Origin of the sequence: Staphylospora marina, assembly GCF_003856495.1 — a bacterium.
GTDB classification, from domain to species: Bacteria; Bacillota; Bacilli; order Thermoactinomycetales; family Thermoactinomycetaceae; genus Staphylospora; species Staphylospora marina.
This window is the reverse complement of sequence record NZ_CP034118.1, coordinates 2,644,800-2,669,548: the sequence shown is the minus strand read 5'-3', so window position 1 is coordinate 2,669,548 and position 24,749 is coordinate 2,644,800. Positions and strand designations below refer to the sequence as shown.

The 24,749-nt window shown below is 59.1% G+C and carries 22 protein-coding genes; 18 read left to right on the top strand and 4 right to left on the bottom strand.

The features are described from left to right. Positions 1–2 precede the first annotated feature (2 nt). The 4 genes from EG886_RS13825 (at position 3) to EG886_RS13080 (ending at position 3,180) form a co-directional block, all read left to right on the top strand. Positions 3–152: a hypothetical protein gene (locus EG886_RS13825; RefSeq protein WP_164491856.1), complete on the top strand. Its 150-nt coding sequence runs from the start codon at positions 3–5 to the stop codon at positions 150–152. A gap of 212 nt (positions 153–364) precedes the next feature. Then, positions 365–2,167 (top strand): sensor histidine kinase, encoded by a 1,803-nt coding sequence (locus EG886_RS13090; RefSeq protein WP_164491855.1) that lies wholly within the window; start codon positions 365–367, stop codon positions 2,165–2,167. 21 nt (positions 2,168–2,188) lie between these two features. Then, entirely contained in the window at positions 2,189–2,692 is a 504-nt protein-coding gene (locus tag EG886_RS13085; protein ID WP_338134643.1) for a YwhD family protein, read from the top strand. A gap of 257 nt (positions 2,693–2,949) precedes the next feature. Further along, positions 2,950–3,180: a hypothetical protein gene (locus EG886_RS13080; RefSeq protein WP_124728555.1), complete on the top strand. Its 231-nt coding sequence runs from the start codon at positions 2,950–2,952 to the stop codon at positions 3,178–3,180. Positions 3,181–3,337: 157 nt separating this feature from the next. Here the strand turns inward: EG886_RS13080 and EG886_RS13075 are convergent, their stop codons facing one another. Then, the gene (locus tag EG886_RS13075; RefSeq protein ID WP_164491854.1) at positions 3,338–5,383 is read right to left on the bottom strand and encodes a transglycosylase domain-containing protein; all 2,046 of its coding nucleotides are present in this window, start codon (positions 5,381–5,383) and stop codon (positions 3,338–3,340) included. Between the two features lie 382 nt (positions 5,384–5,765). Between EG886_RS13075 and speE the strand changes: the two genes are divergently transcribed. From speE to kamE, 13 genes are all read left to right on the top strand, one after another. Then, the gene (gene speE / locus EG886_RS13070; protein WP_124728794.1) at positions 5,766–6,605 is read left to right on the top strand and encodes a polyamine aminopropyltransferase; all 840 of its coding nucleotides are present in this window, start codon (positions 5,766–5,768) and stop codon (positions 6,603–6,605) included. A gap of 3 nt (positions 6,606–6,608) precedes the next feature. Beyond that, positions 6,609–7,481 carry an agmatinase gene (gene speB, locus EG886_RS13065; protein WP_124728553.1) on the top strand — a complete coding sequence of 291 codons (873 nt, stop codon included), beginning with the start codon at positions 6,609–6,611 and terminating at the stop codon, positions 7,479–7,481. A 258-nt stretch (positions 7,482–7,739) separates the two neighbouring features. Next, positions 7,740–8,180: a YwiB family protein gene (locus EG886_RS13060; RefSeq protein ID WP_164491853.1), complete on the top strand. Its 441-nt coding sequence runs from the start codon at positions 7,740–7,742 to the stop codon at positions 8,178–8,180. After that, positions 8,167–9,834, top strand: a complete 1,668-nt coding sequence (gene argS / locus EG886_RS13055) for an arginine--tRNA ligase (protein ID WP_124728551.1) — start codon at positions 8,167–8,169, stop codon at positions 9,832–9,834. Before EG886_RS13060 ends, argS begins: the two co-directional genes overlap by 14 nt. A gap of 197 nt (positions 9,835–10,031) precedes the next feature. Then, positions 10,032–10,310 (top strand): hypothetical protein, encoded by a 279-nt coding sequence (locus EG886_RS13050; protein WP_124728550.1) that lies wholly within the window; start codon positions 10,032–10,034, stop codon positions 10,308–10,310. 15 nt (positions 10,311–10,325) lie between these two features. Beyond that, complete coding sequence (locus EG886_RS13045) at positions 10,326–10,646, top strand: hypothetical protein (RefSeq protein ID WP_124728549.1); 321 nt, start codon at positions 10,326–10,328, stop codon at positions 10,644–10,646. 266 nt (positions 10,647–10,912) lie between these two features. Beyond that, a complete protein-coding gene (locus tag EG886_RS13040) occupies positions 10,913–12,337 on the top strand; it encodes a sigma-54 interaction domain-containing protein (protein ID WP_206425323.1) in 1,425 nt (474 codons plus the stop codon). A gap of 318 nt (positions 12,338–12,655) precedes the next feature. After that, the gene (gene kdd / locus EG886_RS13035; RefSeq protein ID WP_124728548.1) at positions 12,656–13,693 is read left to right on the top strand and encodes an L-erythro-3,5-diaminohexanoate dehydrogenase; all 1,038 of its coding nucleotides are present in this window, start codon (positions 12,656–12,658) and stop codon (positions 13,691–13,693) included. 76 nt (positions 13,694–13,769) lie between these two features. Next, entirely contained in the window at positions 13,770–15,095 is a 1,326-nt protein-coding gene (gene kamA, locus EG886_RS13030) for a lysine 2,3-aminomutase (protein ID WP_124728547.1), read from the top strand. After that, on the top strand, positions 15,092–16,150 hold the full coding sequence (kamB, locus tag EG886_RS13820; protein WP_164491852.1) for a lysine 5,6-aminomutase reactivase subunit KamB: 1,059 nt from the start codon (positions 15,092–15,094) through the stop codon (positions 16,148–16,150). Before kamA ends, kamB begins: the two co-directional genes overlap by 4 nt. Continuing rightward, positions 16,137–17,774, top strand: a complete 1,638-nt coding sequence (gene kamC, locus EG886_RS13025) for a lysine 5,6-aminomutase reactivase ATPase KamC (protein ID WP_164491851.1) — start codon at positions 16,137–16,139, stop codon at positions 17,772–17,774. Before kamB ends, kamC begins: the two co-directional genes overlap by 14 nt. A 251-nt stretch (positions 17,775–18,025) precedes the next feature. Beyond that, positions 18,026–19,609, top strand: coding sequence for a lysine 5,6-aminomutase subunit alpha (gene kamD / locus EG886_RS13020; protein ID WP_124728545.1), 1,584 nt, complete (start codon positions 18,026–18,028; stop codon positions 19,607–19,609). After that, the gene (kamE, locus tag EG886_RS13015; RefSeq protein WP_124728544.1) at positions 19,606–20,364 is read left to right on the top strand and encodes a lysine 5,6-aminomutase subunit beta; all 759 of its coding nucleotides are present in this window, start codon (positions 19,606–19,608) and stop codon (positions 20,362–20,364) included. The genes kamD and kamE overlap by 4 nt, the downstream gene beginning before the upstream one ends. A gap of 140 nt (positions 20,365–20,504) precedes the next feature. Here kamE and EG886_RS13010 read toward each other — a convergent pair whose 3' ends face one another. Genes EG886_RS13010 through EG886_RS13000 form a run of 3 tightly spaced genes read right to left on the bottom strand, consistent with a single transcriptional unit; the run spans position 20,505 to position 21,956 of the window. Beyond that, positions 20,505–20,864, bottom strand: a complete 360-nt coding sequence (locus EG886_RS13010; protein WP_124728543.1) for a hypothetical protein — start codon at positions 20,862–20,864, stop codon at positions 20,505–20,507. A 25-nt stretch (positions 20,865–20,889) separates the two neighbouring features. Further along, positions 20,890–21,165 (bottom strand): hypothetical protein, encoded by a 276-nt coding sequence (locus EG886_RS13005; RefSeq protein WP_124728542.1) that lies wholly within the window; start codon positions 21,163–21,165, stop codon positions 20,890–20,892. After that, entirely contained in the window at positions 21,162–21,956 is a 795-nt protein-coding gene (locus EG886_RS13000; RefSeq protein WP_124728541.1) for a ParM/StbA family protein, read from the bottom strand. The genes EG886_RS13005 and EG886_RS13000 overlap by 4 nt, the downstream gene beginning before the upstream one ends. 595 nt (positions 21,957–22,551) lie before the next feature. Between EG886_RS13000 and EG886_RS12995 the strand changes: the two genes are divergently transcribed. Beyond that, positions 22,552–24,630, top strand: coding sequence for a (Fe-S)-binding protein (locus tag EG886_RS12995; protein WP_124728540.1), 2,079 nt, complete (start codon positions 22,552–22,554; stop codon positions 24,628–24,630). Positions 24,631–24,749 lie beyond the last annotated feature (119 nt).

Below are 24,749 nucleotides of genomic sequence, written 5' to 3'. Positions count from 1 at the left end.
TGATGTCGAGAACCGGAGCCGCAAGGGAGAGTCAGCATGTGTGGTTGCGAACGGGGGAAGAAAGCGTCCGCGGAGGTTGCCGTCCGGCGATCCGGATGGGCCAAGGGATCGTCGGATGGCTGCGGCGGACAAGCATGGTCCGGAAAGAATGAGGGGAGTCCGTGACGTTTGTTGCGGACTCCCCGGTTTTTTTTTTGAGCCCGTTCGGTCAAAACATTTATCGAATTTTGATATCTATTGTCGAATCGAACGCAGACGGGAGGATTATTTTATTGAAGAGTGGAAGAAAAAGACCATTCATGCCCTCAAAATGTGTTTGATTTCGTCTGGATTTGACAACTTTTGGAAAAGGGGTGGAAAAAACGTGCTGGATCTGCAGGATACATACCGGATCGGCCCCCTGTATCGCGTCATCTCGGAGCTCTTTCTGCAGAATCCTTACGTGGCCTGGATTTGTGTGGGGGCCGTCACGGCCGGTTTGACCGTTCTCCTGTTCCTGGGACAAAACCGGATCTCGAGGCTCCCCGCTTACGGATACACGGTGGCCGTCCTGGTTTTCGTCTCTCTGCTGGACGTGTTTACCCAGACGATCCCGGTGCTTCCCGTCTATTTGTTCATGCTCGGCTACGTTCTGTTCCGTTCCGGGGAAGAGAGTTCCAGATTGATTGCACTTTTGTTTTCATCCGTTTATGTCGCGGTTTCCGTTCTCACGGTCTGGAACCGGTGGGTGTTGGTGGAACTGGCCGGGCACGTTCTCCTGTTTTTCGGGATCACCTGGATGAGCAACCAGATTCAGAGCGACCATTTCAACATCCGGAAGCTGCAGGAAAAAAACAGGCTGATCATCAACCAGAAAAACGAGGCGTACCGGCGGCTGCGCAACTACATGATGGAAATGGAAGAAGTGTATCTGCGGGACAATCTGACGGGCCTTTACAACTTCGGAGCATTCCGTGCGGAAGTGGTTCGGGGACTGGCGCGGTGCCTTCCGGGCCAATCCTATCACGTCGTCTGTCTGGACCTGAAGGATTTTCGCCAGGTGAACTTCCGGGAAGGGGTGGAAGTCGGTGACCGGATTCTGGTCCATATCGCCAGAAAACTCAAAAAGCAGTTGCCTGCTTCCGTCAAGATCGCCCGGTACGACGGAGACCAGTTCGGCATCGGATTTACCGGAGACTCCCGCATGCTCCGGCAGGTTCTCGACACCGTGGACCGGTTGATGGCCGACATGAAACAGGAGCTCGCCTATTTGGGGTATGCGGTGGGAACGGCCTCCTATCCGGAAGAGACCGTTTCGGGAGCCGATCTGATCCGGCTGGCGGAGGAACGGTTGGCGATCAAGCAACGACTGCATCGGAACCGGGAAGAAGAACATCGCCGTCATTTGGAAAAGCTGTCCGCCCTCGGCCAGCTGGCTGCGGGTCTCGCCCATGAAATCCGCAATCCGCTCACCTCCATCCGCGGATTCGTGCAGCTCTCCGCGAAGGAGTCGGAGGCGGTGAAAAAGTGGGAAACCATCATTTTGGAAGAGATTGACCGGATCAATGATTTGCTGAAGGAGTTCCTCAATCTGAGGGAGGCCAGACCGATGCAGGTGACGAGGTTTGACGTGGGTCAGTTGATTCAGGACGTTCTGCGGCTGCTTGGGCCCAAAGCCCTGCTGATGGGACATACCCTCACCGGTGAGGGACCGGATGCGGAACTGGAACTGGAGGCGGATTCCGAACAACTGAAGCAAGTGCTGATCAATCTGGTGCAAAACGGCCTGGAAGCTTTGGATGAAAAGGGTAGCGTGCGCGTCACGTGGCAGGGGTCCGGTGACTGGGTCATCATCCGTGTCGAAGACAACGGCAACGGAATCAAGCCGGAAAACATGAACCGGATCTTTGAGCCCTTCTTCACCACCAAGGGAGAAGGAACGGGCATGGGGCTGGCGATCTGTCACCGCATCATCACGGAACACGGCGGCCAGATCTTCTTCACCAGTCAGCCCGGACAAGGAACCGTGTTTCACATCCACTTGCCCGTCCGGCAGGTCCGGCTTCGCGTGGTGGAGGGAGGCAGCGGCAAGAAATCGGAGGCATCCGTGGGTGAATCGCGGAGCAAAAACAGGGAAACCGACGACGTGAAGGCTTTTGCCACGGCCGTGCGGGGTGCGGTACAATAGTGGGCGAGGAGGATGAAGCGGATGACCGAACGGAAAAAGAGCGCCCAATTCAACATCATATCCAACCGTTCTTCCACCACGCACGGAGATTATTACACCGGAACGATCAATCTTTCCAACCTGTCCGCCGTACTCATCGAGGGAGACAAAGCGAAGATCGACCTCGGCCTGCTTCATGCCAAAAGCACGGTGGAGCGAGGCATCAAATTCACCTCCAACCCGGACGAAGTGGAGGGAGGAACGCTTTACCGGGTGGTGTGGATCGCGCTGGACCGCGGGGAAAACGGTCTGTATTATGCGGGAGCCGCCGCCTGCTCGATGCGCATCAACCACGAAAAACGAATCGGCTGGAAGAATCTTGCCGATCACGTCAACCGGATGGACGATGCCCGCAAGCGCCGCTTCCGTCTGGACGTGCTGGACGAGCGGGAGCGGGCCGCGTTGCGTCGCCTGCTGATCGACAACAACGAGGACGCATGGAACCGAAGCCCGGATGAACTGAAGGCAGCCCTGGGTCAAAATTGAACGCTGTGTGAACAAACGCCCGGCCGTCTTGCCGCATTCCTCAGGCTTCAGTACATTTATAAATGGTAATCGGAATCTTTTTGCCAGGACACAAAAATGGCGGGGGCCTTCCCCCGCCGTTTTTGTTTGCGTTCTCACAATTCCTCCGTTGGGCGAACCCCCGTGAAAACGCCGCGGGAACAGGCTGATTCGGGTCGTGCGCTGATATTTCCCAGCTGTTTGGTTCAAGCTAGGGAAAAAGAGGAGGCGATGGTCCGATGGCCGAGTCCGGAAAAGGCGAGCATTTTGCCAAACATGGCGGCGTTCATTTCATTCCTCTGGTTCCGCCCGAGGAGATCAACCGCTTTGTGGAAAATTTGCCCGAGGAAAAGCGGGACAGCATGTATGAAGTGATGAAGGAATTGGTGGCCGCCGGAAAGATCTCTCTCCCGAACGACGGGGTATGGACCGACGGTTCGGGAAACGTCGGCGGAAGCGATGATTGTTGACAACTTCGCCTTGAACCTTGCGGGGATTCTGAGGAATCCCCTTTTTCCGTTCCAAAAAAGGCCCGGACTCCCCCCCGTGCGATGTCCGCCGCCGAAGCGTCGGTTTCGGTCCGCATCGTCGAAACGGCTTCCCGCTGTTCCGCGGGAAGCCGTTTTTTCAGTTCCCCAGTTCCCGGAACCATTGGATGAACCGGTCCAGGATGGACGAAGAACCGCTTCGGTTGTCTTCCGGATGGAGAGAGCAGGTGACCGTCGGTTCCGTTCCGCTGACGAAGTATTCCATTCGGGTGTGGGGGCAATTTCCGGTGGCGAGCTGACCGGTTTCCGTGTCGATGTTGACCTGTGTCACGCCGGAAGGGATGGGAAAGATGCGGGCGGGCTTGTCCCGGGTGGCCTGCTGCATGAACCGGCCCCAGACGGTTTGGGACAGTTTGGCTTTTTCATGCGGCAGGCTTTTCCCTTTGTCGTAGCCGACCCATACCGTGGTGACCAGGTCCGGCGTGTAGCCCGCCAACCATCCGTCGCGGTCGGTGGTGCCGGTTTTGCCCGCGGCCGGACGGGAGAATTCGTAGCGGACCCGGCTTCCGGTTCCGCCCGGTTCCAGCACGTCCATGAGCATGCGGGTCAGGACGTACGCATGGGCGGGGGAAACGGTGCGAACCGCTTCCGGCTTGTCCTCCGCCAGCACGCGGCCGTAGGGGTCGACGATCTTGCGGATCGCCACGGGTTCCCGACGGATGCCGCCCGATGCGAGGGTGGTGTACGCTTTGGCCAGTTCCATCGGCGTGATCGGATAGCTGCCCAGAGCCAGTGACGGCGTGGGACGAATGGGGCTGTTGATGCCGAGGCGCCGGGCCGCTTCGATTTGTTTGTCCAGCCCGATTTGCAGGGCGGTGGTGACCGCATAGACATTGTCGGAGCGGGCGATCGCTTCCCGCATCGTGATGGGACGGTTGGCATACTGATGCCGGAAATTGGCGGGGCGGTAGACGCCGCCTTCGTACGCGAACGCGGTCGGCTTGCTCATGATGCGGGTGAGCGGCGTGAAGCCGTTTTCCAGCGCGCTCAGATACACGACCGGTTTGAACGACGAACCGGGTTGCCGGCGGGCGAAGACGCGGTTGTATTGGCTCCGGTCGTAATCTTTTCCGCCCACCATCGCGCGGATTTCCCCGTTCCTGGGATCGATGGCCACCAAAGCCCCTTCCAGTTCCGGATCGGAGGCGAGGCCTTCGCGCACCGCCCGTTCCGCCGCCTCCTGCATGTCCGAATCCAGCGTGGTGTGGATCTTCAGGCCGCCCCGGCGAACGATGGCTTCATCCAATCCGAACCGGTTCACGGCTTGTTGGATGATAAAGTCGCGGAAATACCGGGCCCGGGCGGGAGCGGGCGAGGAGGGGGCCAGAACGGTCACCGGCTCCTCGGCGGCCTTTCGGGCCTCCTGCTGTGTGATCATGCCGTTCTTGACCATCAAGTCGAGAATGTGTTTCTGGCGTCGACGGGTCCGTTCCGGGTGCAGATGCGGCGAATACAGCAACGGCCCGCGGGGAATCCCGGCCAGATACGCCGCTTCCGCCAGCGTCAGCTGTTCGGGGGTTTTTCCGAAATAGATCTTCGCCGCTCTGCCGATGCCGTAAGCGCCGTGTCCGTAGTAGATTTCATTCAGGTACATTTCGAGAATCCGTTCTTTGGAGAAATGGAGCTCCAGCTGAACGGTGAGCAGCGCCTCTTTCCACTTGCGGGTCCAGGTCCGGTCGTGGGTCAGATAGAGGTTGCGGGCCAATTGTTGGGTGATGGTACTGGCCCCCTGCGTCACTTCCCCGGCCAGCAGATTGGCCCAGGCGGCCCGGGCGATCCCGGACAGGGAAAAACCCGGATGATCAAAAAAGTGTTTGTCTTCGGCCGCCAGGGTGGCCTTGACCACGTGATCGGGAACCCGGCTCAGGGGAACGGGTTCTCTTCGCTCGCCGGGATCCAGCACTCCGATTTCCTTGCCGGACGCATCCAGAATGACGGACGCGGCGTGGATGTCGGGGGGAGGAAGCGGACGGGAACGCAACCAGAGAAGGCCCACGCCGAGCAAAATCGCCGCGGACGTCAGGGCGATCGTTGTCACTTTCAGCATGCGACGGCACCATTGGATCCAATTCCTGAGCGGGTGATGCAGCGTCGGTTCCGAAGGGGCGGACTTGAATCCACTCATGATCAAGGCTCCTTTTTTCTCGGGAATCCTTCCATATTTTGGGGAAAGGACGAGAATATTATGCGAAATACGCAGGAAGAATATCCCTGAAAAAAGGATTGTCTGGAAAAACGTGCCGAACGGATCGGTGAACACGCCCATGCACCGCGGCCTGAAGGAACCCCTGCGCGGAATTTCGGAGTCCGTGCTTCCGTTCCGGCATGCCCGTCGGTTCCCGAAGCCCTCGTTTGACACGGGATGCGCCCGACTTTTTCCGCTTTGTGAACATGATTGTCACTGAAAGACACATGCATTATTCTTAGGAGAGTGTCAACTGAGACAGGAAGGCCGACCATCCGTGTTTGCGGATGGCGGAAAGGAGCCGGTGAGCATGAATTTTGAGATGGAATTGTGGTTCACGGAAAAACAGACGGAAAATCACGGCATCACCACGAAGGTGAAACGGACGCTGCATCATGAAGTGACGGAGTTTCAAAAGCTGGATGTCATTGAAACGGCCCAGTTCGGCAACATGTTGGTGCTGGACGGCATGGTGATGACCACCGACAAGGACGAGTTTGTTTATCACGAAATGATCACGCACATTGCCATGAACACTCATCCCCATCCGGAGCAGGTGCTGGTGGTCGGAGGTGGTGACGGAGGGGTCATCCGTGAAGTGCTGCGGTATCCGACGGTGAAACGCGCCGTGCTGGCCGAGATCGACGGCAAAGTGATCGAGGCGTCGAAAAAATATTTCCCGGCCATCGCCGGAATGCTGGATGATCCGCGCGTCGACGTGCAGGTGACGGACGGGGTCCGATACATTCAGGAAAACAAGGGACGGTTTGATGTCATCATCGTGGATTCCACCGAACCGATCGGTCCGGCCGTCGGGTTGTTCCAGAAGCCGTTTTACGAGGGCATTTCCGAAGCGTTGAAAGAGGACGGAATCATGGTGGCACAAACGGATACGCCTTGGTTCAAACCGGATCTGATCCGCCAGGTGTTCCGTGACATCTCTTCGACGTTCCCGATCGCCCGTACGTATACGGCGAACATTCCCACCTATCCGAGCGGCCTGTGGAGCTTCACGCTCGGCTCGAAAAAGTACGATCCGCTTGAAGTGAACGAGGACAACCTGAAGCGGTTTGACACCCGATATTATCGTCCCGAACTGCACAAGGCGGTGTTCCGGCTGCCGGCATTCGTCGAAGCGCTGGTGAGCGGCGGGGAGGAATGATCCATGCGATTTGACGAGCGTTATTCAGGCAACGTGTTCATCGGGGCCACCCCCGATTTGGACAAGGCCCAAGCCGTGATCTACGGCATGCCGATGGATTGGACGGTCAGTTTCCGGCCGGGCTCGCGGTTCGGCCCCGCCCGCATCCGCGAAGTGTCGCTGGTGCATGAGGAATACAGCCATTATTTGCGCCGGGACCTGTCGGAGATCGCTTACTTTGACGCCGGCGACATTCCGCTCGCCTTCGGCAATCCGGAGAAAAGCATGCGCCAAATCGCCGAATTCGTCGGCAAGGTGCTGGACCTCGGCAAGGTGCCGTTCGGTCTTGGAGGAGAGCATCTCGTCACCTGGCCGGTCGTGGCGGAAGTGCACAAACGGTATCCGGACCTGGCCGTGCTTCACTTCGACGCCCATGCCGATTTGCGCACCGACTATGAAGGGGAAATCTGGTCTCACGCCACCCCGCTTCGAAAGATCGCCGAACGGATCGGCGGTCCGAACGTGTATCAGTTCGGCATTCGCTCCATGACCCGGGACGAGGTGGAGTATGCCGAATCGGCGGGCATTCATTTCCATCCGTTCGATGTATTGGAGCCGCTGAAAACGTGCCTGCCGGAGCTTGCCGGTCGCCCGGTGTATGTCACCATCGACATCGATTGCCTCGATCCCGCACACGCACCCGGCACGGGAACGCCGGAACCCGGCGGCATCACCACCCGGGAAATGCTGGACGCCATTCATGCCATCGCCCGTTCCGAAGTGAACGTGGTGGGGTGTGATCTGGTGGAAGTGGCTCCCGCGTACGATCCGACGGAACAGACGCCGGTCGTGGCGGCCAAGCTGCTTCGCGAAATGTTGCTGGGCTTTCTCCGGTGACCTTCGGATGCCAAACGGACACCGCCGCACCATCGGTGTCCGTTTGCCGCATTTTCGCCCGTTTTCCCGATCAACAGGGATTCAGGGAAGCCCGCTTTGGCTGCGGGAGCACCCGAATCCCTTTTTTCGCATCGGGGGATGGACCGATTCGGAAAGGGAAACACCCCGGCGCGGGGAATTCCTTGTCTATGCGGGCTCCGTTTCCTGTATAATGATGCAATGAACCACCCAGAGAGACCCCGGAAAGGAGAACCGTTCTTGATTCCCGTCAGAATCTGGATCGAATCCCTCATTCAGCATGAACCGGACATCGAGCCGGAAGTGATCCGTCAGGAGATGACGGGGACCTTCCGGTGCCGTGAGAACGACGAATGGGTGATCCGTTACGTGGAGCAGGAAGGGCAGGAGGATGAAGTGCGAACCACCGTCAAATCCCTGCCGGAGTCGATGATCGTGATCCGTCAGGGAGCGGTGGCATACCGGCAAACCTACGTGCCCGGGCGGATGACGGAAAGCCTGGTGCACACCCCGGCCGGAATTACCGAAATGGAGGTTTCCACGCTTTCCTGCACCCGGAATCGGTCCGGTGGCGAAGGGGAAATCCGCCTTTCTTTTCTGCTCGGCATGGGCGGTGAAGACTTGGGAAGATATGAACTCAATCTGAGATGGATGGAGGAACGTCAGGATGAATCTGCTTGAGCGGATGAAAGACTCGTTGAGACAGGAAATCCGCCGGGCGGTGCTGTCGGCCGGACTGGTGGAGGAATCCTCCCTGCCGGAAATCGTGCTGGAAGTGCCGCGTGACAAAGCGCACGGAGACTGGGCCACCAACATCGCCATGCAGCTGACCCGCATCGCGAAAAGAAATCCGCGTGAGATCGCGTCCCTGATCGTGGAACGGATCGACCGGGAAAAGGGAAGCATTCGCGACATCCAGATCGCCGGTCCCGGATTCATCAACTTTTTCCTGGATCGCTCCTTCCTCACGCGCGTGCTCCCGGAAATTCGGGACGCCGGCGAGGCGTACGGTCGCTCGGATGCGGGAAAAGGCGAAAAGATCAACGTCGAGTTCGTCAGCGCCAACCCGACGGGCCATCTTCACCTGGGGCATGCCCGCGGAGCGGCCGGCGGCGACGCGCTGTGCAACATTCTCGACGCGGCGGGATATGACGTCACCCGCGAATACTACATCAATGACGCCGGCAATCAGATGCGCATGATGGCCTTGTCCATCGAGGCGAGATACCTGGAAGCCCTCGGCAAGGAAGCCGAGTTTCCCGAAGACGGGTATCGCGGACAGGAAATGGTGGAGATCGGCCGCGAGCTGGCGGAGCAGGAAGGGGAACGCCTGCTGGCCCTGGACCGGGAGGAGCGGCTGGAGTTTCTGAAAAAGGTGGGGCGTGAAAAACTGCTCGGCCGGATCGAAGCGCATCTGAAACGGTTCGGGGTGGAATTCGACGTCTGGTTCAGCGAGCTGTCTCTCTATGAGTCCGGCGCCATCGATGAGACGCTGGAAGCCCTGAAAAAAGGCGGCTACACCTATGAACGGGACGGCGCGTTGTGGCTTCGTTCCACCGTGTTCGGAGATGACAAGGACCGCGTGCTGGTGAAGCAGGACGGCACCTACACCTATCTCACGCCGGATATCGCTTACCACCGGAACAAGCTGTCCCGCGGCTTTGACAAGTTGATCAACATCTGGGGAGCGGATCACCACGGCTACATCGCCCGCATGAAGGCGGCCCTGGCGGCGCTCGGACATGACCCGGAACTCTTGGAAGTGCTGATCGCCCAGATGGTGAAGCTCTACCAGGGCGGGGAACTGGTCAAAATGTCCAAGCGGACGGGCAAAGCGGTCACCATGGAAGAACTGATGGAAGAAGTGGGCGTGGACGCAACCCGGTTCTTCTTCGTCATGCGCAGCTTCGACGCCCATCTGGACTTCGACATGGACCTCGCCGTCTCCAAGTCGAACGAAAACCCGGTTTATTACGTGCAGTACGCCCATGCCCGCATTTGCTCCGTGTTCCGTCAGGCGGCCGAAAAGGCGCTGGAACCCGCTTGGGACCAATCGCTCGGCCGGCTTGAGCTGGAAGAGGAACACGATTTGCTGGAAAAACTGGGCGAATTCCCGGCGGACATCGCCGCTGCCGCCCAGCATCGCGCTCCGCACCGGGTGGTTCGCTATCTGCTGGAACTGGCAACGATGTTCCACAGCTACTACAACGCCCACCGCGTCATCACCGAGGACGTGGAGCTTTCCCGGGCCCGCCTCGCTCTGCTGGCCGGTGTTCGCCAGGTGATCCGCAACGGCCTGCGGCTGATCGGGGTCAGCGCGCCCGAGCGGATGTAAGCAACAACCATCCGAACGTCAATCCTTCAAACCGCTTTCCGGCAGTCCGGAAAGCGGTTTTTTGATTTTCTGAACGAGTTGTTTGATGGATGGAGCGGGAAAAAACAGGTCGCACGGCAACGGAAACTTGTTCCGCACAAAAGGATGTGGCATGCTTCCGTCGCTGATCATCCATCCGTTCAGAGGAGGCGAAAGCAGTGCCCGACAGGCGCAAGTGGGGGGTGTGGAGCGGCTTGGCATGTACGACGGTGATCATCGGGGTGCTGGCGTGGGTGCTGAATTTTACGGGAATGGAATATGAGGGCATGCATCCCGTGCTCCTCACCCTTGTGGTCAATCCGTTCGGGGTGGTGTTCGGAATTATCGCGATGATCCGCAAAGAAAGAAAAGCCCTGTTATGGACCGTGCTCCATTTGTTTCTGTCCGTCAGCATCTTTCCGATGTGGTTCATCGGAACACTGTTGTTCGGACCTTGAAGGGAGGGATGAACATTGAAAAGCAATGCCGCTTCCAACCGGTGGAGCTTCCGTTCGTTTTTGGTGGCCATCGTTGGAATCATTCTTTGGCTGATCAATCAAGTATTCCTGTTTCCGGTGGATTGGTTCGTGGGAATGCTGTCGATGTCCGTCTTCATTGATTTTCTGGTGATGTTTGGTTTGGCTCCTCTTGGCATCATTTTCGGATGGCTGGCGCGAAAACACCGGAACCGGCATGCCGATTGGGCGATTTTGGCCAATGTGGTGTTGCTGTTGATTGATTATTTGATCCTATTTCCCATGTTCATCATCGAATGGCTTTTCCTGATGGGTTGATGAGTTTGCGGAACATTCTCCATTCATCCGTCAGGTTGTTCATCCGGCAAGACAAACATCGCAAGGTGCCTTGATGGAGCTGCATTTGCGCAGGCTGTCAGGTTCCGTCTTCAGGTCAACTTTCTTTCGTGAAACAGACCGCGGATGCAACCGGAGAGACACCAAGCTGGACTTCTTTCCGTCTCCCCGCTACAATAAAAGAAAAATGACGAATTTTCGGCACCTTTTGACAAGGTTTTGGCAGGTTGTATGGGGAGGGTGGGAAGATGGGGGTATGGTCTCCGGAAATTTCCCGGGAAATGATTGTCGAGTTTCTGGAATGTTTGGCGGAAGGCATTCACATCGTGGATGAACACGGAATCACCGTTTTTTATAATCGGGCCGCTTCCCGGATGGACGGGATGTCTCCGGAAGAAGTGCTCGGCGTGCATGTGCTGGAAGCGTTTCCGTCGCTGACGCAAAAGACGAGCACGCTGCTGCGTGTGCTGGAAACCGGGACGCCGATCGATGATCAACAGCAGACGTTTTTGAATCGCAAAGGACGCCGGGTGATGACGGTCAACCGCACGGTGCCGTTGGTGCTGGGCGGGAAGGTGGTGGGAGCGGCCGAGATTTCCCGGGACGTCACGCGCATGAAAGAGCTGTCCGATGAGGTGCTCCGGTTGCAGGAACGGATGCGGGAGCCGGCGGACAGGAAACGTCGCCTTCGCACCACGTACACCTTCGAGGACATCCTCACCCGGGATCCGGTGATGCAGCGGGAAATCGAACGGGCCAAACGGGCGGCGAGAACCGATTCGCCCGTGTTGGTGATCGGGGAGACGGGCACCGGGAAAGAGCTGGTGGTTCAGTCGATCCACCATGCCTCGCCCCGGGCGGGAAAGCCGCTGATCGCCCAAAATTGTGCGGCGATTCCGTCTTCATTGCTCGAAGGGATCCTGTTCGGGACGACCAAGGGAGCCTTCACCGGAGCGGAAGACCGGCCCGGTCTGTTTGAACTGGCGGACGGCGGGTCGCTCTTTCTGGATGAAATCCAGGCGATGCCGGTTGATCTGCAGGCCAAGCTTCTGCGCATGCTGGAGGAAGGCGCCGTCCGTCGGGTGGGGGACACCCGCGTCCGACCGGTGGATGTGCGGGTGATCGTCGCCACCAACGAAGATCCGATGGTGAGCATCCGCGAGGGTCGGCTGAGGCGGGATTTGTACTATCGCATCCACGTGGTGGGCATTCATCTGCCGCCGCTTCGGGAACGACCGGAAGACATCCCGTATTTGACCCGGCATTTCTTCCGGGAGATCAGCGGCCGGATGGGGCTGGAAGATGTCACGCTTTCCCCGGAAGTGCTGGAGGCGTTTGCGGCCTATGACTGGCCGGGAAACGTGCGGGAGCTGAAGCATACCGTGGAAGGAGCGCTCAACTTGGTGACCGGCGGAGAATTGGCATTGGAGCACCTGCCTCCCCACTTTCGGGAGAAATCCGCGGAACCGGTCATTCGCTTCCCCGTCGGCAAATGGACGCTGAGGGAAGCCGTCAATCGTCTGGAAACGGCCATGATCCGCGAAGCGTTGAAAGAGACGGGAGGCAATGTGCTCCAGGCGGCACGGCTCCTCGGAATTCCCCGGCAGACGTTGCAGTACCGGCTGAGAAAGCAGGGAACGGATCCGGAAGACGCGGAGGGGAAGAAGCGTTGAAGCGGCTTTCGGTTTGATAACGGGGAACGAGAGTCCGTCCGAAAGGAACAGTCGTTCATGATTCACCCGGAATGCGGCAGTGCATTCCGGTTTTTTTTGTTTGCACCGCAAACGACACGAATCCGGAGGCAATTTCTTGTGTCCGGTTGGTGAAACGGATGCCCCGGAGGCGCCGGCGGACGTCGGCGTCTGACCCGAATGCCCGAAAACGGGCACTTTTTTCCTGGGATTTCTGCCCCAAACCGCATCCTCCGTTGTCAGAAAGTTGGCATGAATCTTGCATGGTTTTCAACATGAGCCAAACGGGAGGTGGACCGATTGAACGACAGGCATGGCCATCCCTACGGACTGCATCGGGTGCTGGAGCCCGGCGGGGTGCTCCCGCAACCGGCGTGGCGGCTGGATGCAAGTCCGGAGATTTACGACAACGAACTCGGCATTGACGTGATCCGCCTGAACATCGATTCCGCATCCTTCGCCCAACTCAAAAAAGAGGCGAACGGGGATGCGGATGCCATCGGAAGACGGATCCTTCAGATCGTGCGCGAACGGGGGAAAATGCACAACCCGGTGACCGGATCCGGCGGCATGCTGATCGGCCGGGTGGCGGAAGTCGGTCCCCGGTTTCCCGGCAAACTGAAGCCGGGTGACAAAGTGGCGACGCTCGTCTCCCTGACATTGACCCCGCTGGTGTTGGAAGAAGTGAAGCGGGTTCACCTGGACACCGGCCAAGTGGATGTGAAGGGACATGCGGTGCTGTTTGAGACGGGTCCGTATGCGCTCTTGCCGGATGACCTGCCGGAAACGGTGGCGCTGGCAGCCTTGGATGTGTGCGGAGCTCCCGCGCAGACGGCCCGGTTGGTGAAGGACGGTGACCGGGTGGTGATCCTCGGGGCGGGCGGCAAATCGGGATTGTTGAGCCTGTATTACGCCTGGAAACAGGCGGGAACACGGGGACAAGTGATCGCCCTGGAAGCCGGGGAGCGTGCGTGTGAGGACATTCGCCGGCTTGGATGGGCCCATGAAGTGATTTGCATCGATGCCACCGATCCGGTGGCCGTCTACGAGTCGGTTTCCCGCGTGACCGGCGGGCGAATGGCCGATTTGACCATCAACTGCGTCAACGTGCCGGAAACGGAGTTTTCCGCGATTCTCGCCACACGGGACGGAGGAACGGTCTGTTTCTTCAGCATGGCGGTCCGGTTCACCACGGCCGCACTGGGGGCCGAGGGGCTCGGCAAGGACGTGAACATGTTGATCGGCAACGGATTTGTTCCCGGACATGCCGATCTCACCCTGCAAGCGCTGCGGGAAAGCCGGCCTCTTCGTGAATTGTTCGAATCGCGGTATGCCTGAAAGCGAGAGGAACGTGTTTTGGCAAGTTGTTGGAAGCGCTTGCATGAAATCCATTCCGCAAAGGAGTTGATCGGACGTGAAACGCCATTTCCGTGACATCGAGCTGTGGAAAGACGTGACCGACGAGCAGTGGAATGACTGGCTGTGGCAACTCACGAACACCATCAAGACTTACGAAGACCTGGCCAAGGTGATCAACCTCACCCCCGAAGAAATCGAAGGGGTCAAAATTTCCAAACAGACGATTCCGCTGAACATCACGCCGTATTACGCCATGCTGATGGATCCCGACGATCCGAACGACCCGATCCGCAAGCAGTCGGTGCCGGTTTCCGCCGAGCTGATGAGAACCCCGTATGACATGGAGGATCCGCTGCTGGAAGACACGGATTCCCCGGTGAAAGGCTTGACGCACCGCTATCCCGACCGCGTGCTGTTTCTGATCACCAACCAGTGCTCGATGTACTGCCGGTACTGCACGCGTCGCCGCTTCTCCGGACAGATCGGCATGGGCGTGCCCAAGAAACAGATGGATGCGTGCATCGAATACATCCGCAACACGCCCACCGTCCGCGACGTGTTGCTGTCCGGCGGGGACGGATTGCTGGTGAACGACCGCATCTTGGAGTACCTGCTGAAGAACCTGCGCGAGATTCCCCACGTGGAGATCATCCGCATCGGCACCCGGGCGCCGGTGGTGTTCCCGCAACGGATCACGGAAAATCTGTGCAACATCCTGAAGAAATATCATCCCGTGTGGATCAACACCCATTTCAACCACCCCAAGGAGCTGACGCCCGAGTCCAAGCGGGCCTGCGAAATGTTGGCCGACGCCGGCGTTCCGCTGGGCAACCAGGCAGTGATCCTCGCGGGCGTGAACGACTGTCCGCACACGATGAAAAAGCTGATGCACGAATTGGTGAAAGTGCGCGTTCGTCCGTACTACATCTACCAGTGCGACTTGTCCGAAGGGATCGGTCATTTCCGGGCCCCGGTTTCCAAAGGTCTGGAAATCATCGAATACCTGCGCGGACACACGTCCGGCTACGCCATTCCCACGTTCGTCGTCGATGCGCCGGGCGGCGGCGGAAAGATCCCGCTTTCTCCCAACTACATCCTGTCGCAAAGCCCGACCAAGACGGTGCTTCGCAACTTCGAAGGCGTGATCACCAGCTACCCGGAACCGCAAAACTACAAGCCGCACGATCCGTCCACCTGCGAATACTGCCGCGAAGCCGGCCCGCAAGTGGGCATCGCCGCCCTGATGAGCGACCAGCATCTCAATCTCGAACCGAAACAGTTGCCGCGTGAAGACCGGCGCTATTTCCGGATCGACGAGGCGAGAAAAGCGGAAGAAGCGGCGGCGGCCAAAGAAGCGGCGGAACAACGGATCCAGGGATGAAAGAGCTGGCGCTCCGGATCCGGGAAGCGGGGATCCGCTCCCTGGCGGTGACGGGTCTTTCCAAAAACGCCGGCAAAACCACTGTGTTGAACGCACTGGTCCGGGACCTTCGCCTCCGCTTCCGGATCGGGCTTTTGAGCATCGGAGTGGACGGGGAAGAACGGGATGCGTGGAGCGGCCGGGAGAAGCCGGCCATTCCCGTCTTTCCCGGCATGTTGGTGGCGACCGCGGCTCCGGAGATTGATGAGCGGCCGGGGGACTGGGAGCTTCTGGGCTTCACGGGAATCCGTTCCCTGCCGGGAGAAGTGGTGATTGCCAGAGCCGTTCGCCCCACCCGGGTGAAGCTGGTCGGCCTCACTTCCCGATCGACGGTGCAGGCGGCGGTGGACGCGCTGGAGAGAGCCGGGGCGGAACTGGTGCTCATCGACGGAGCCTACGATCGCAAAGCGGCGGCCGGTCCGGACGTGGCGGGAGGGGTGGTCCTTACGGTGGGGGCCGCATTGGGACGCACTCCGGAAGCCGTGCGGAACAAAGCGGAAGAGTGGCATCACCATCTGACCCGACCGGAAGCGGAAGACCACGGGCCGCGGCGGGTCGGACTGGAGGCGGAAACTCTCCGGAAAGTCGTGGCGTGGGAAGGGGAGCATTCGGTGGTGCTCCCCGTTTCTTCACTGGTCGAGTGGAAGGCACGCAAGAAAGAGTGGGCGGGGAGGAAGTTTGCCGCATTGGGGGTGCCGGGGGCGCTGACCGACCGGATGCTGCGGACGCTCCTGGACGAGCGGGACGTGTCCGTGCTGGTGGTGCCCGATGCCACGCGGATCATGGCTTCGCTGGATACGCTTTCGAGCTGGTACCGGGCCGGGGGAGACGTGCGTGTGCTTCGTTCCGTCCGGTTGCTGGCCGTGGCCGTCAACCCGGTGTCGCCCGACGGATACGCGCTGGATCCCGGATGGTTGCGGCAGGAAATGTCCCGGTTGTTTTCCCCCGTCCCGGTCGTGGACGTCGTGCGGGATCCGGCGGGTGAAACGGGAGGGAACGAAGATGTGGATGGATGAAGAGATCCGGGTCGAACTGTCTCTGGAGCAATGCTTGAACCGTTTTCGCCCGCTCACCCCGATGGGCAGGGACGCCGCCCGGGAACCGGCACCGTTTTTGCCCGGTCAGGAAGAGGCGTGGAACCGGCTGTTGGATGAACAGGTGCTGATTCGTGGCTGTCTGTCGGGGCATCCGCAAGCGAGTGCCGCTCTTCGGGAGGTGTTGGAAGCGGTCCCGGATCCGGAAGAAACCCTGCGGGTGCTGGAAGCGGGGGAAAGTCCAACCCTGAGCGGATGGTTTCGGCTGAAGCGTTTTTTGTGGCAGACGGGAAAATGGAACGAATGGCTGGACAAGGTGAACGTTCCGGAAAACCTGCGGCTTGACAGTGAATCCGCGGCGCTTTGCGATTTCATTCTTCGGCTTTTGAATCCGGATCCGCCGCTGAAGCCTTCTTTTTCCCTGGACGACGGGTTTGATGACCGGCTCGGTCCGCTGCGGCAGAAGATCCGCAAGCTGGAATACGCGCTCGGAGAGAGGCGGCGGGAGCGTTCGCTGGCGGTGGAGCGGGATTGGGGAGTCCGTCCCAACCGGTTCGGGGAATGGATTGTCGGCCGGAAGACGCCCCTCGAAGCCGGATTCCGGCAGGATCCGCGTCTTCGCCTCGTCCGTGAAACACCGCTCGACGGGGTGTACGCGTTGGACGATGCGCCCGATGCCGAATGGTTGGATGAACTGGCGGCGACGCGGAGGGAGCTGGAGTCGGTGGAGCGGGAGGTGTTGGAGCGGTTGGCTCCCGCCGTGCGGCCGCATGTGCCGGCTCTTCGAGGGATTTGCGACCGGCTGGTTCACTTTGACCTGCAATGGGCAAGGATTCGCGCCGCGGATACATGGGGCGGAACAAGGCCGCTAAATGACCCGCACGTCTTCCGGATGACCGGAGCCGTGCATCCCGCGGTGGAGGCCTCCCTTCGGGAACGGGGGTTGTCGTTTGCTCCGCTGGATCTGGAAGTGGCGCGGGGCGTCACCGTCGTCATCGGGGCCAACATGGGGGGCAAAACCATGGCGCTCCGGACGGCGGGGACGGTGGCGGCGCTGGGACAATTGGGATTTTTCGTGCCGGCGGATTCCTGCAGAATGCCGTTGTTTGCCTGGATCGGCGGGGTGATCGGCGACAAACAGGACGTACGGCAAGGCCTCAGCAGCTTCGGTGCGGAAGTGATCCGGCTGAGGAATTGTCTCAGGCGGACGGAACCCGGCCTGTTGCTGCTGGACGAAGTGGGCCGCGGAACCAATCCGCCCGAAGGAGCCGCCTTGGCGCGGGCGGTGACGGAAGTGCTCGCAAGCGGAACCGCCTGGAGCATCCACGTGACCCATTTCCGGGAGGCGCTCATCCCCGGCGTCCGGGGATACCGGACCGCCGGACTTCGTCGTGAGGCGTTCCCCAACGGTGAAGGCATGGATGAGCGGGAGCTTTTGCGCCTGCTTTCCGAACGGATGGATTTCCGGCTCGTTCCGCTCGACGGGGAAGCGGAGATTCCGGAAGAAGCCCTGGTGATCGCCGAGGCGCTGGGTCTGCCCGCGGACGTGATTCAAAGGGCAAGGCGGTGGCGAGGCGAAGCGGACCGGGGGAACGCGGATGGATGAAACTTTGCCGTGGAGTCGGAAACCTGGAGAACGGCTGCCGTCTTCCTTCGTTTGCCGGTGGTTTCGGGAGGACTTGAATCGGGTTTTTGCAATGTTTCCCGTGGAACATGAAGTGTTTTCCGAATCCGGAAGGGATTGTGTGTGCCGGTCGCTTTCCGCCGAAGCGATTCGTCCGAAGAGAAGGAATGGCTGCGCGCGTTATTCGGCGGCAATCGGAGATGAACGTCCGTCAAGAAAGGAGAGGAAATGAAATGGAACCGAAACTCAGACTGGATCCGGAGAAAATCGACCGCGCCCGGCGGGCGGCGCGCGAGATCGCCGGCCAGGTCGACCGGTTCATCGCCACGCGGACCACGCTCGCCGTGGAACGAACCGTGCTGCGACTGCTGGGCATCGACGGGGTGGATGCGGAAGGAGTTCCGCTGCCCAACGTGGTGGCGGATCATCTGCATGCCCGGGAAGCGTTGGCATCCGGCGCGGCGACCCCGGTGGTGAACGCGGCTTTGCAGCTCGGCATTTCTCCCCGGGAGGTGGCGGAGCGGGTCGCTTCCGGTGTGCTTGATTTGACGGAATTGCCGTCGGCTTCCCGGGATGAGATCCTGATCAAGGGACGGGAACTGGCCGCCGCCAGCCTCGACCGGATCCTGGAGAATCGCCGGGAGCGGGAGCGGCTGATCGACCGGTTGGGGGAAGGGAAACAGCCGTATCTGTACGTGATCGTGGCCACCGGGGACATCTACGAAGACGTGGTGCAGGCCCGGTCGGCGGCGCGCCAGGGGGCGGACATCATCGCGGTCATCCGCAGCACCGGACAAAGTTTGCTGGACTATGTTCCCTACGGCGCCACCCGGGAAGGGTACGGCGGGACGTTTGCCACCCAGGAAAACTTCCGCATCATGAGAAAAGCGCTGGATGAAGTGGGGGAAGAGGTGGGGCGGTACATTCGCCTCTGCAACTACTGCTCCGGTCTCTGCATGCCGGAGATCGCCGCCATGGGCGCCCTGGAACGGCTGGACGTGATGCTGAACGACGCCCTGTACGGCATCCTGTTCCGGGACATCAACATGCAGCGCACGCTCATCGACCAGGCGTTTTCGCGCATGATCAACAGCTATGCCGGCATCATCATCAATACCGGAGAAGACAACTACCTGACCACGGCGGACGCGGTGGAAGCGGCCCACACCGTGCTGGCGTCCCAGTTCATCAATGAGCAGCTGGCTCTGTTGTCCGGCCTTCCGCCGGAACAAATGGGGTTGGGGCACGCCTTTGAGATGAATCCGGATCTGGAAGACGGTCTGCTGATGGAGATCGCCCAGGCGGAAATGGCCCGCCAGATCTTCCCGGACGCCCCGCTCAAGTACATGCCGCCCACCAAACACATGACGGGGAACATTTTCAAGGGGCACGTGCAGGACGCCATGTTCAATCTGGTCAGCATCCTGACGGGGCAGGGCATCCAGTTGCTCGGCATGATGACCGAAGCGATGCACACGCCGCACATTCACGACCGGCAGCTGGCCATTGAAAACGCACAGTACATCTTCAACAACGCACGCCATCTGCGGGAGGAAATCCTGTACGCGCCGGGCGGGCGGATCGAGCGAAGAGCGCGCGAAGTGCTGGACCGGGCGGTCGCGATGCTGGAGGAAGTCGGTGACATCGGTCTGTTTGAAGCGATCAACCGCGGCATGTTCGCCGACGTGAGAAGGTCTCCGGAAGGCGGCAAGGGATACCGGGGCGTGCTTTCGAAAGCGGAGGATTATTTCAATCCGTTCGAAGACGAACTGCGGCGGCGACTGGGACTGGAAGAAAGGGAGGGGATCGTGCGATGAACGTGGATCTCACCCGGGTGAAACCCTACGGAGACACGATGGATGACGGGATGGTGCAGCTCAGCTTCACCCTGCCCGTGCCCGCGGGGGAGGAAGCAAGGGAAGCGGCGCGACAGCTGGCGTCCAAAATGGGACTGGAAGAACCGCAGGTATACCACATGAAAGACCTGGGGGAGAATTTCACGTTTTTCATCGTGTACGGGCGGTGCGTTCACAGCGTCGATTTCACCGCGATTCGCGTTCCCAAAGTGGAGAGCGAAGTGATGGATTTCTATGAGATCAACCGCTTCATCGAACAACACATCGGTCGCAAACTCGTGGTGGTCGGGGCATGCACCGGAACGGACGCCCACACGGTGGGCATCGACGCCATCATGAACATGAAGGGGTACAACGGGGAATACGGGTTGGAACGGTATCCCTGGATCGATGCCTACAACCTGGGAAGCCAGGTGGAGAACGAAGAACTCTTGGCCAAGGCGATCGAACTGAACGCCGATGTGATCCTCGTTTCCCAAGTGGTCACCCAGAAAGGGGTTCACATCACCAATCTGACGCACTTGGTGGAACTGATCGAAGCGGAGGGACTTCGCGACCGTTTTCTGCTCATCTGCGGGGGACCGCGGATCAGTCATGAACTGGCCCTGGAGCTCGGGTATGATGCCGGTTTCGGTCCCGGATCCCTCGCTCCGCATGTCGCCTCGTATTTTGTTCAGGAAATCGCCCGACGGGAGCGGGAAAAACAGCGGGCGTGAGTGCATGCGTGTTCCGGTTTCGCGCAAGGAATCGGTTTGGATCTCCGCATCCGGCAGAAAAACGGCCTGTCCGGTGAACTTCCGGAGCAGGCCGTCTGCATGTTTCGCGTCGGTCCCGGGCGCACGCTTTCCTTTCCCGGTTACAGATTGCGGCGGATGTGGCGGAACGAGGGGATTCCGTCATCGTCGGGGAGCACCTGTTTCACCCGGACCAAATAATAGGAGCGGAATTCCTCGTGTTCGATCGGGGACCATTCGATCAGGCCTTTTTCCGCCAACCCTTCGATCAGCAAAGCGGTCAGCGAGTAGGCCATGTCAAGTTCCTTGGACATCCGGTAATGGCTGGTGATGAACGCCCCTTTGGGAACCGGGATCTTGAATGTCTCATCCACCGTATCCACCGGGGACCCCAGGCGGCACAGTTCATAGTAGACAAATCGCTCTTTCGGTGTCAGTCTTTCGACGACCGAGTACGGAATCTGAAACGTATGAGGCCTCATCCAATCCACTCTCCCCATAAGGTGTTCAGAAGTCGAACGGCATGCCGCTGGCCTTGATTTGCTGGTATGCCGCCGTGGGACGGGAACGGTCCGTCAGACCGCCCGCGGGCAGAGATCCCGGTGTCATTCCCGGTTCGGGGCGGGCGGCGAGATGTCCCATCCGGTATGCGAACAACAGGTTTTTCACCAGACCGGAAAAATTGATGTCCTTCCGGTCCACAAACTCCAGCAACTCCCGCTCAACGGCGTCTTCCGTGTTGAAGGAAACCTGACGCCGTTCCCGCTTCTTGTATCCGCTCATTCACCCAGCGTCTCCTTTCCGAGGGCATAGTATCCCAGCGCGTTGGCGAATTGCGGATCCTCCACCGTGGTCGCGTAGAGGAAGCCGGCTTGTTTGAACGGTTCCAGGAGATCGCGCGCTTTTCCGCCGATAATTTCCACCACGTCGGACGGATCCCACATTCCGCCGAGATGTCCGACGATCATCGCCGCCATTTCCTCCGGATCCGCTTCCCGCACATTGTCCCATCCTTTGGGCAGCGTCCCGCTTTCCCGGTCGATGAACACGCCGTCCTTGAACGTCGCGTAGTTGGTCGTCCGCGCACCGGGGTCCACGATCCGCACGGTTCCCATCCTCCGGTGAATCCAGTAGGATGCGCCTCCTTCAATCGTGATCGCCGCGCGACGGATGTTGATTTTCCGGTACGTCCCGTTCAGGACCACTTCGTGCTCTCCCTCCAGCCGCGCTCTCAGCCGGGACCGTTCATCCTCGCGATACATGTTGATCGGTACCCCGGTGACCACTTTGACGTCTCCCACCACTCCCGCCTGGAACAGCGCGGCCAGGATCAGCAGTACCGTCTCCGTGTTCACCTTCGACTCCGTCATCATCTGCCTCGTGAACGATCCCTCCCTCTCGGCCAGCTGTCCGATGAAATACTCCTTCCCCATGTATGTAAGCTCCATGTCCCCTTCCAATGTCTGGACAAACGTTCGCTTTCGCGCTTTGGAAACCTTGCTCGGAAATGAGAATTTCCGGTTCCCCACCACGGTTTTGACATATGCGCGTCCTGCATCCACTGCAACGAGCATGCTCGGTTCCCTCCTTGGGTGTTATTGACCAAAGTCCGTACCAAGGTCATCCGAAAACGGCTGTTGCGGACTTTGGTCCGGACGGAAGTCAGCGAAAATCGGGGTTGTGGTGACTCGTGGTCATGACCGTGGTCCGTTTCGGACGTCCGGTCCGTCTCGTAGTCATGACCATGGTCAATTATAACAAAAAACAATGAAATTGAATGGAATTATGTTTGAAAGAATTGAAAACAGCAGCTTGTGCCATGCGGATGGTTGCTGGCATGTTTCCCATGTACCGGAAGAGTCCTTGCCCGGTTGCCTTTCGGGTTGTGGACCGGCCTTTCGATTTCTCTCTTGGCGCGCGGCGGATCCGGCCCGAACCCGAAAAAATTTTCCTGTCGACACATATTCGACAATCAATGAATCTTATATATAATTGAATCAAAATGCATTTTTAGCCTTTTTGTTTATATCGGAACAGAAAGAATAATGAATGAATGGCCACTCATTTTCTGCTACAATGGATAGCGACGGGAAATGAAAACGGAAACATGCCGGACAAGACGGTTTATTCTGAATCAGGGCAATCGCCGGGAAAGGGGAGGAGCTGCTCATGACTTGGCTTTCCGTACTCAATCTGCTGGCATTCCTGGCAGTGGCCGGGTATGCGTTTTACCTGTTCGGCCGGGTGGTTCACAGCCGGTGGATGTACCTGAAGCTGGGCAAACCGGTTGAATTGAAGATCGACTGGAAACGGGCGATGGACGAAGTTTGGGTCAACGTTTTCGGGCAGAAAAAGCTGTTGAAGGACAAAAAGAGCGGCATCATGCACGCCGTGATGTTTTACGGATTCATCATCATTCAATTCGGTGCGATCGATCTGTTCATCAAAGGGCTGATTCCGGGCGCCCATCTGCCCGTGCCCGGATACGATGTGTTCCTGTTCATCCAGGAAATCACCGTGTTCGGTGTGTTCGTGGCCACGCTGTATGCCTGGTGGCGGCGCTATGTGGAGAAGCTTCCGCGGCTGAAACGGGGCTTGAAGTCCGGTCTGGTGGTCATTTTCCTGCTGTCTTTGATGTCTTCGATTCTTTTGTCCGGAGCGTTTGAAAAAATCGCCCTGGATGAGGGGCCGACCTGGTACACACCGGTATCTTCGCTGCTTGCGGCTCCGCTTTCCGGCATCGGACCGGCGGCCGGGGAAGTGCTGTTTTACGTGTTCTGGTGGGTGCACGCATTGGTTCTGTTCAGTTTTCTGGTCTATGTTCCGCAGTCCAAACACTTCCACTTGCTGGTCGCGCCGGTCAACGTGCTGCTGAAGCGGCAGGGAGCGCCGGCCAAACCGTCGCTCATCGACTTCGAGGACGAGTCGGTCGAAGAGTATGGCGTGGGCAAGATCGAGGATTTCAATCAAAAGCAGCTGCTGGATCTGTATGCGTGCGTCGAGTGCGGTCGCTGCACGAGCGTCTGCCCGGCGGCCGGCACCGGAAAGCTTTTGTCTCCGATGGATTTGCTGGTGAAAATGCGCGATCACCTGACCTTCAAGGGAGCGGCCGTCACTTCCCGCTCACCGTGGATGCCGGCCTTTGCGTTTGCCGGGGCGAATGAAGCGGCACTCTCTTCCGGAAAAGAAGGAGGAGAGGTTCGGCTGATCGGCGACGTGATCACCGACCAGGAGCTGTGGGCCTGCACCACGTGCCGCAACTGCGAAGAGGCGTGCCCGGTGATGAACGAGCACGTGGACAAAATCATCGACATGCGCCGCTATCTGGTGATGACGGAGGGGAACATGAGCCCCGAAACCTCCCGCGCTCTCTCCAACATCGAGCGTCAGGGGAATCCGTGGGGAATCTCCAAGAAAGACCGGGCGAAATGGACGGAAGGTGCCGACGTTCCCGTGCCGACCGTCAAGGAAGAGAAGGAGTTTGAATACCTGTTCTTCGTCGGCTCCATGGGCTCGTACGACAACCGCAGCCAGAAAATCAGCCGCGCGCTGGTGAAGCTCTTGAACCATGCCGGCGTCAAATTCGCCATCCTCGGCAACAAGGAGAAAAACTCCGGAGACACCGCCCGACGTCTGGGCAACGAGTTCCTGTTCCAACAACTGGCGGCGGATAACATCGGCCTGTTCAACAAGCATGGCGTGAAGAAAATCATCACCATCGACCCGCACGCGTACAACACGTTCAAGAACGAGTATCCGGAGCTGGGGCTGGAGGCGGAAGTGTACCATCACACCGAGGTGCTGGCCCAACTGGTGAAAGAGGGACGACTCAAACCGGTCAAGGAAGTGAAAGAGCGCATCACCTGGCACGATTCCTGCTATCTGGGCCGCTACAACGGCGTGTTTGATCCGCCGCGCTACATTTTGTCGCAGATTCCCGGCGTCGAACTGGTGGAAATGGAAAGAAACCGCGAAAACGGCATGTGCTGCGGGGCCGGCGGCGGTCTGATGTGGATGGAGGAGAAAGAGGGCGTGCGTATCAACGTGGCGCGGACCGAACAGGCTTTGCGGGTCAACCCGACCATGATCGGTTCCGGTTGCCCGTACTGCCTGACCATGTTGTCCGACGGCACGAAAGCCAAAGAAGTGGAAGATCAAGTGAAGACGATGGACGTGGCGGAAATCCTCGCCCTCTCCGTCGACTTCGGCCCGGAAGCCACGGAAGAGCCGACGGAACTGGTCCATTGATCGCAACGTTGCACGGAAACGGCACAAACCCCCGGAATGCCCGACTTCGGTCAGGCACCGGGGGTTTTTTGACGGCATGTTGCGGCGTCGTTCGGATCCGGGATTCATAAAATTCGACG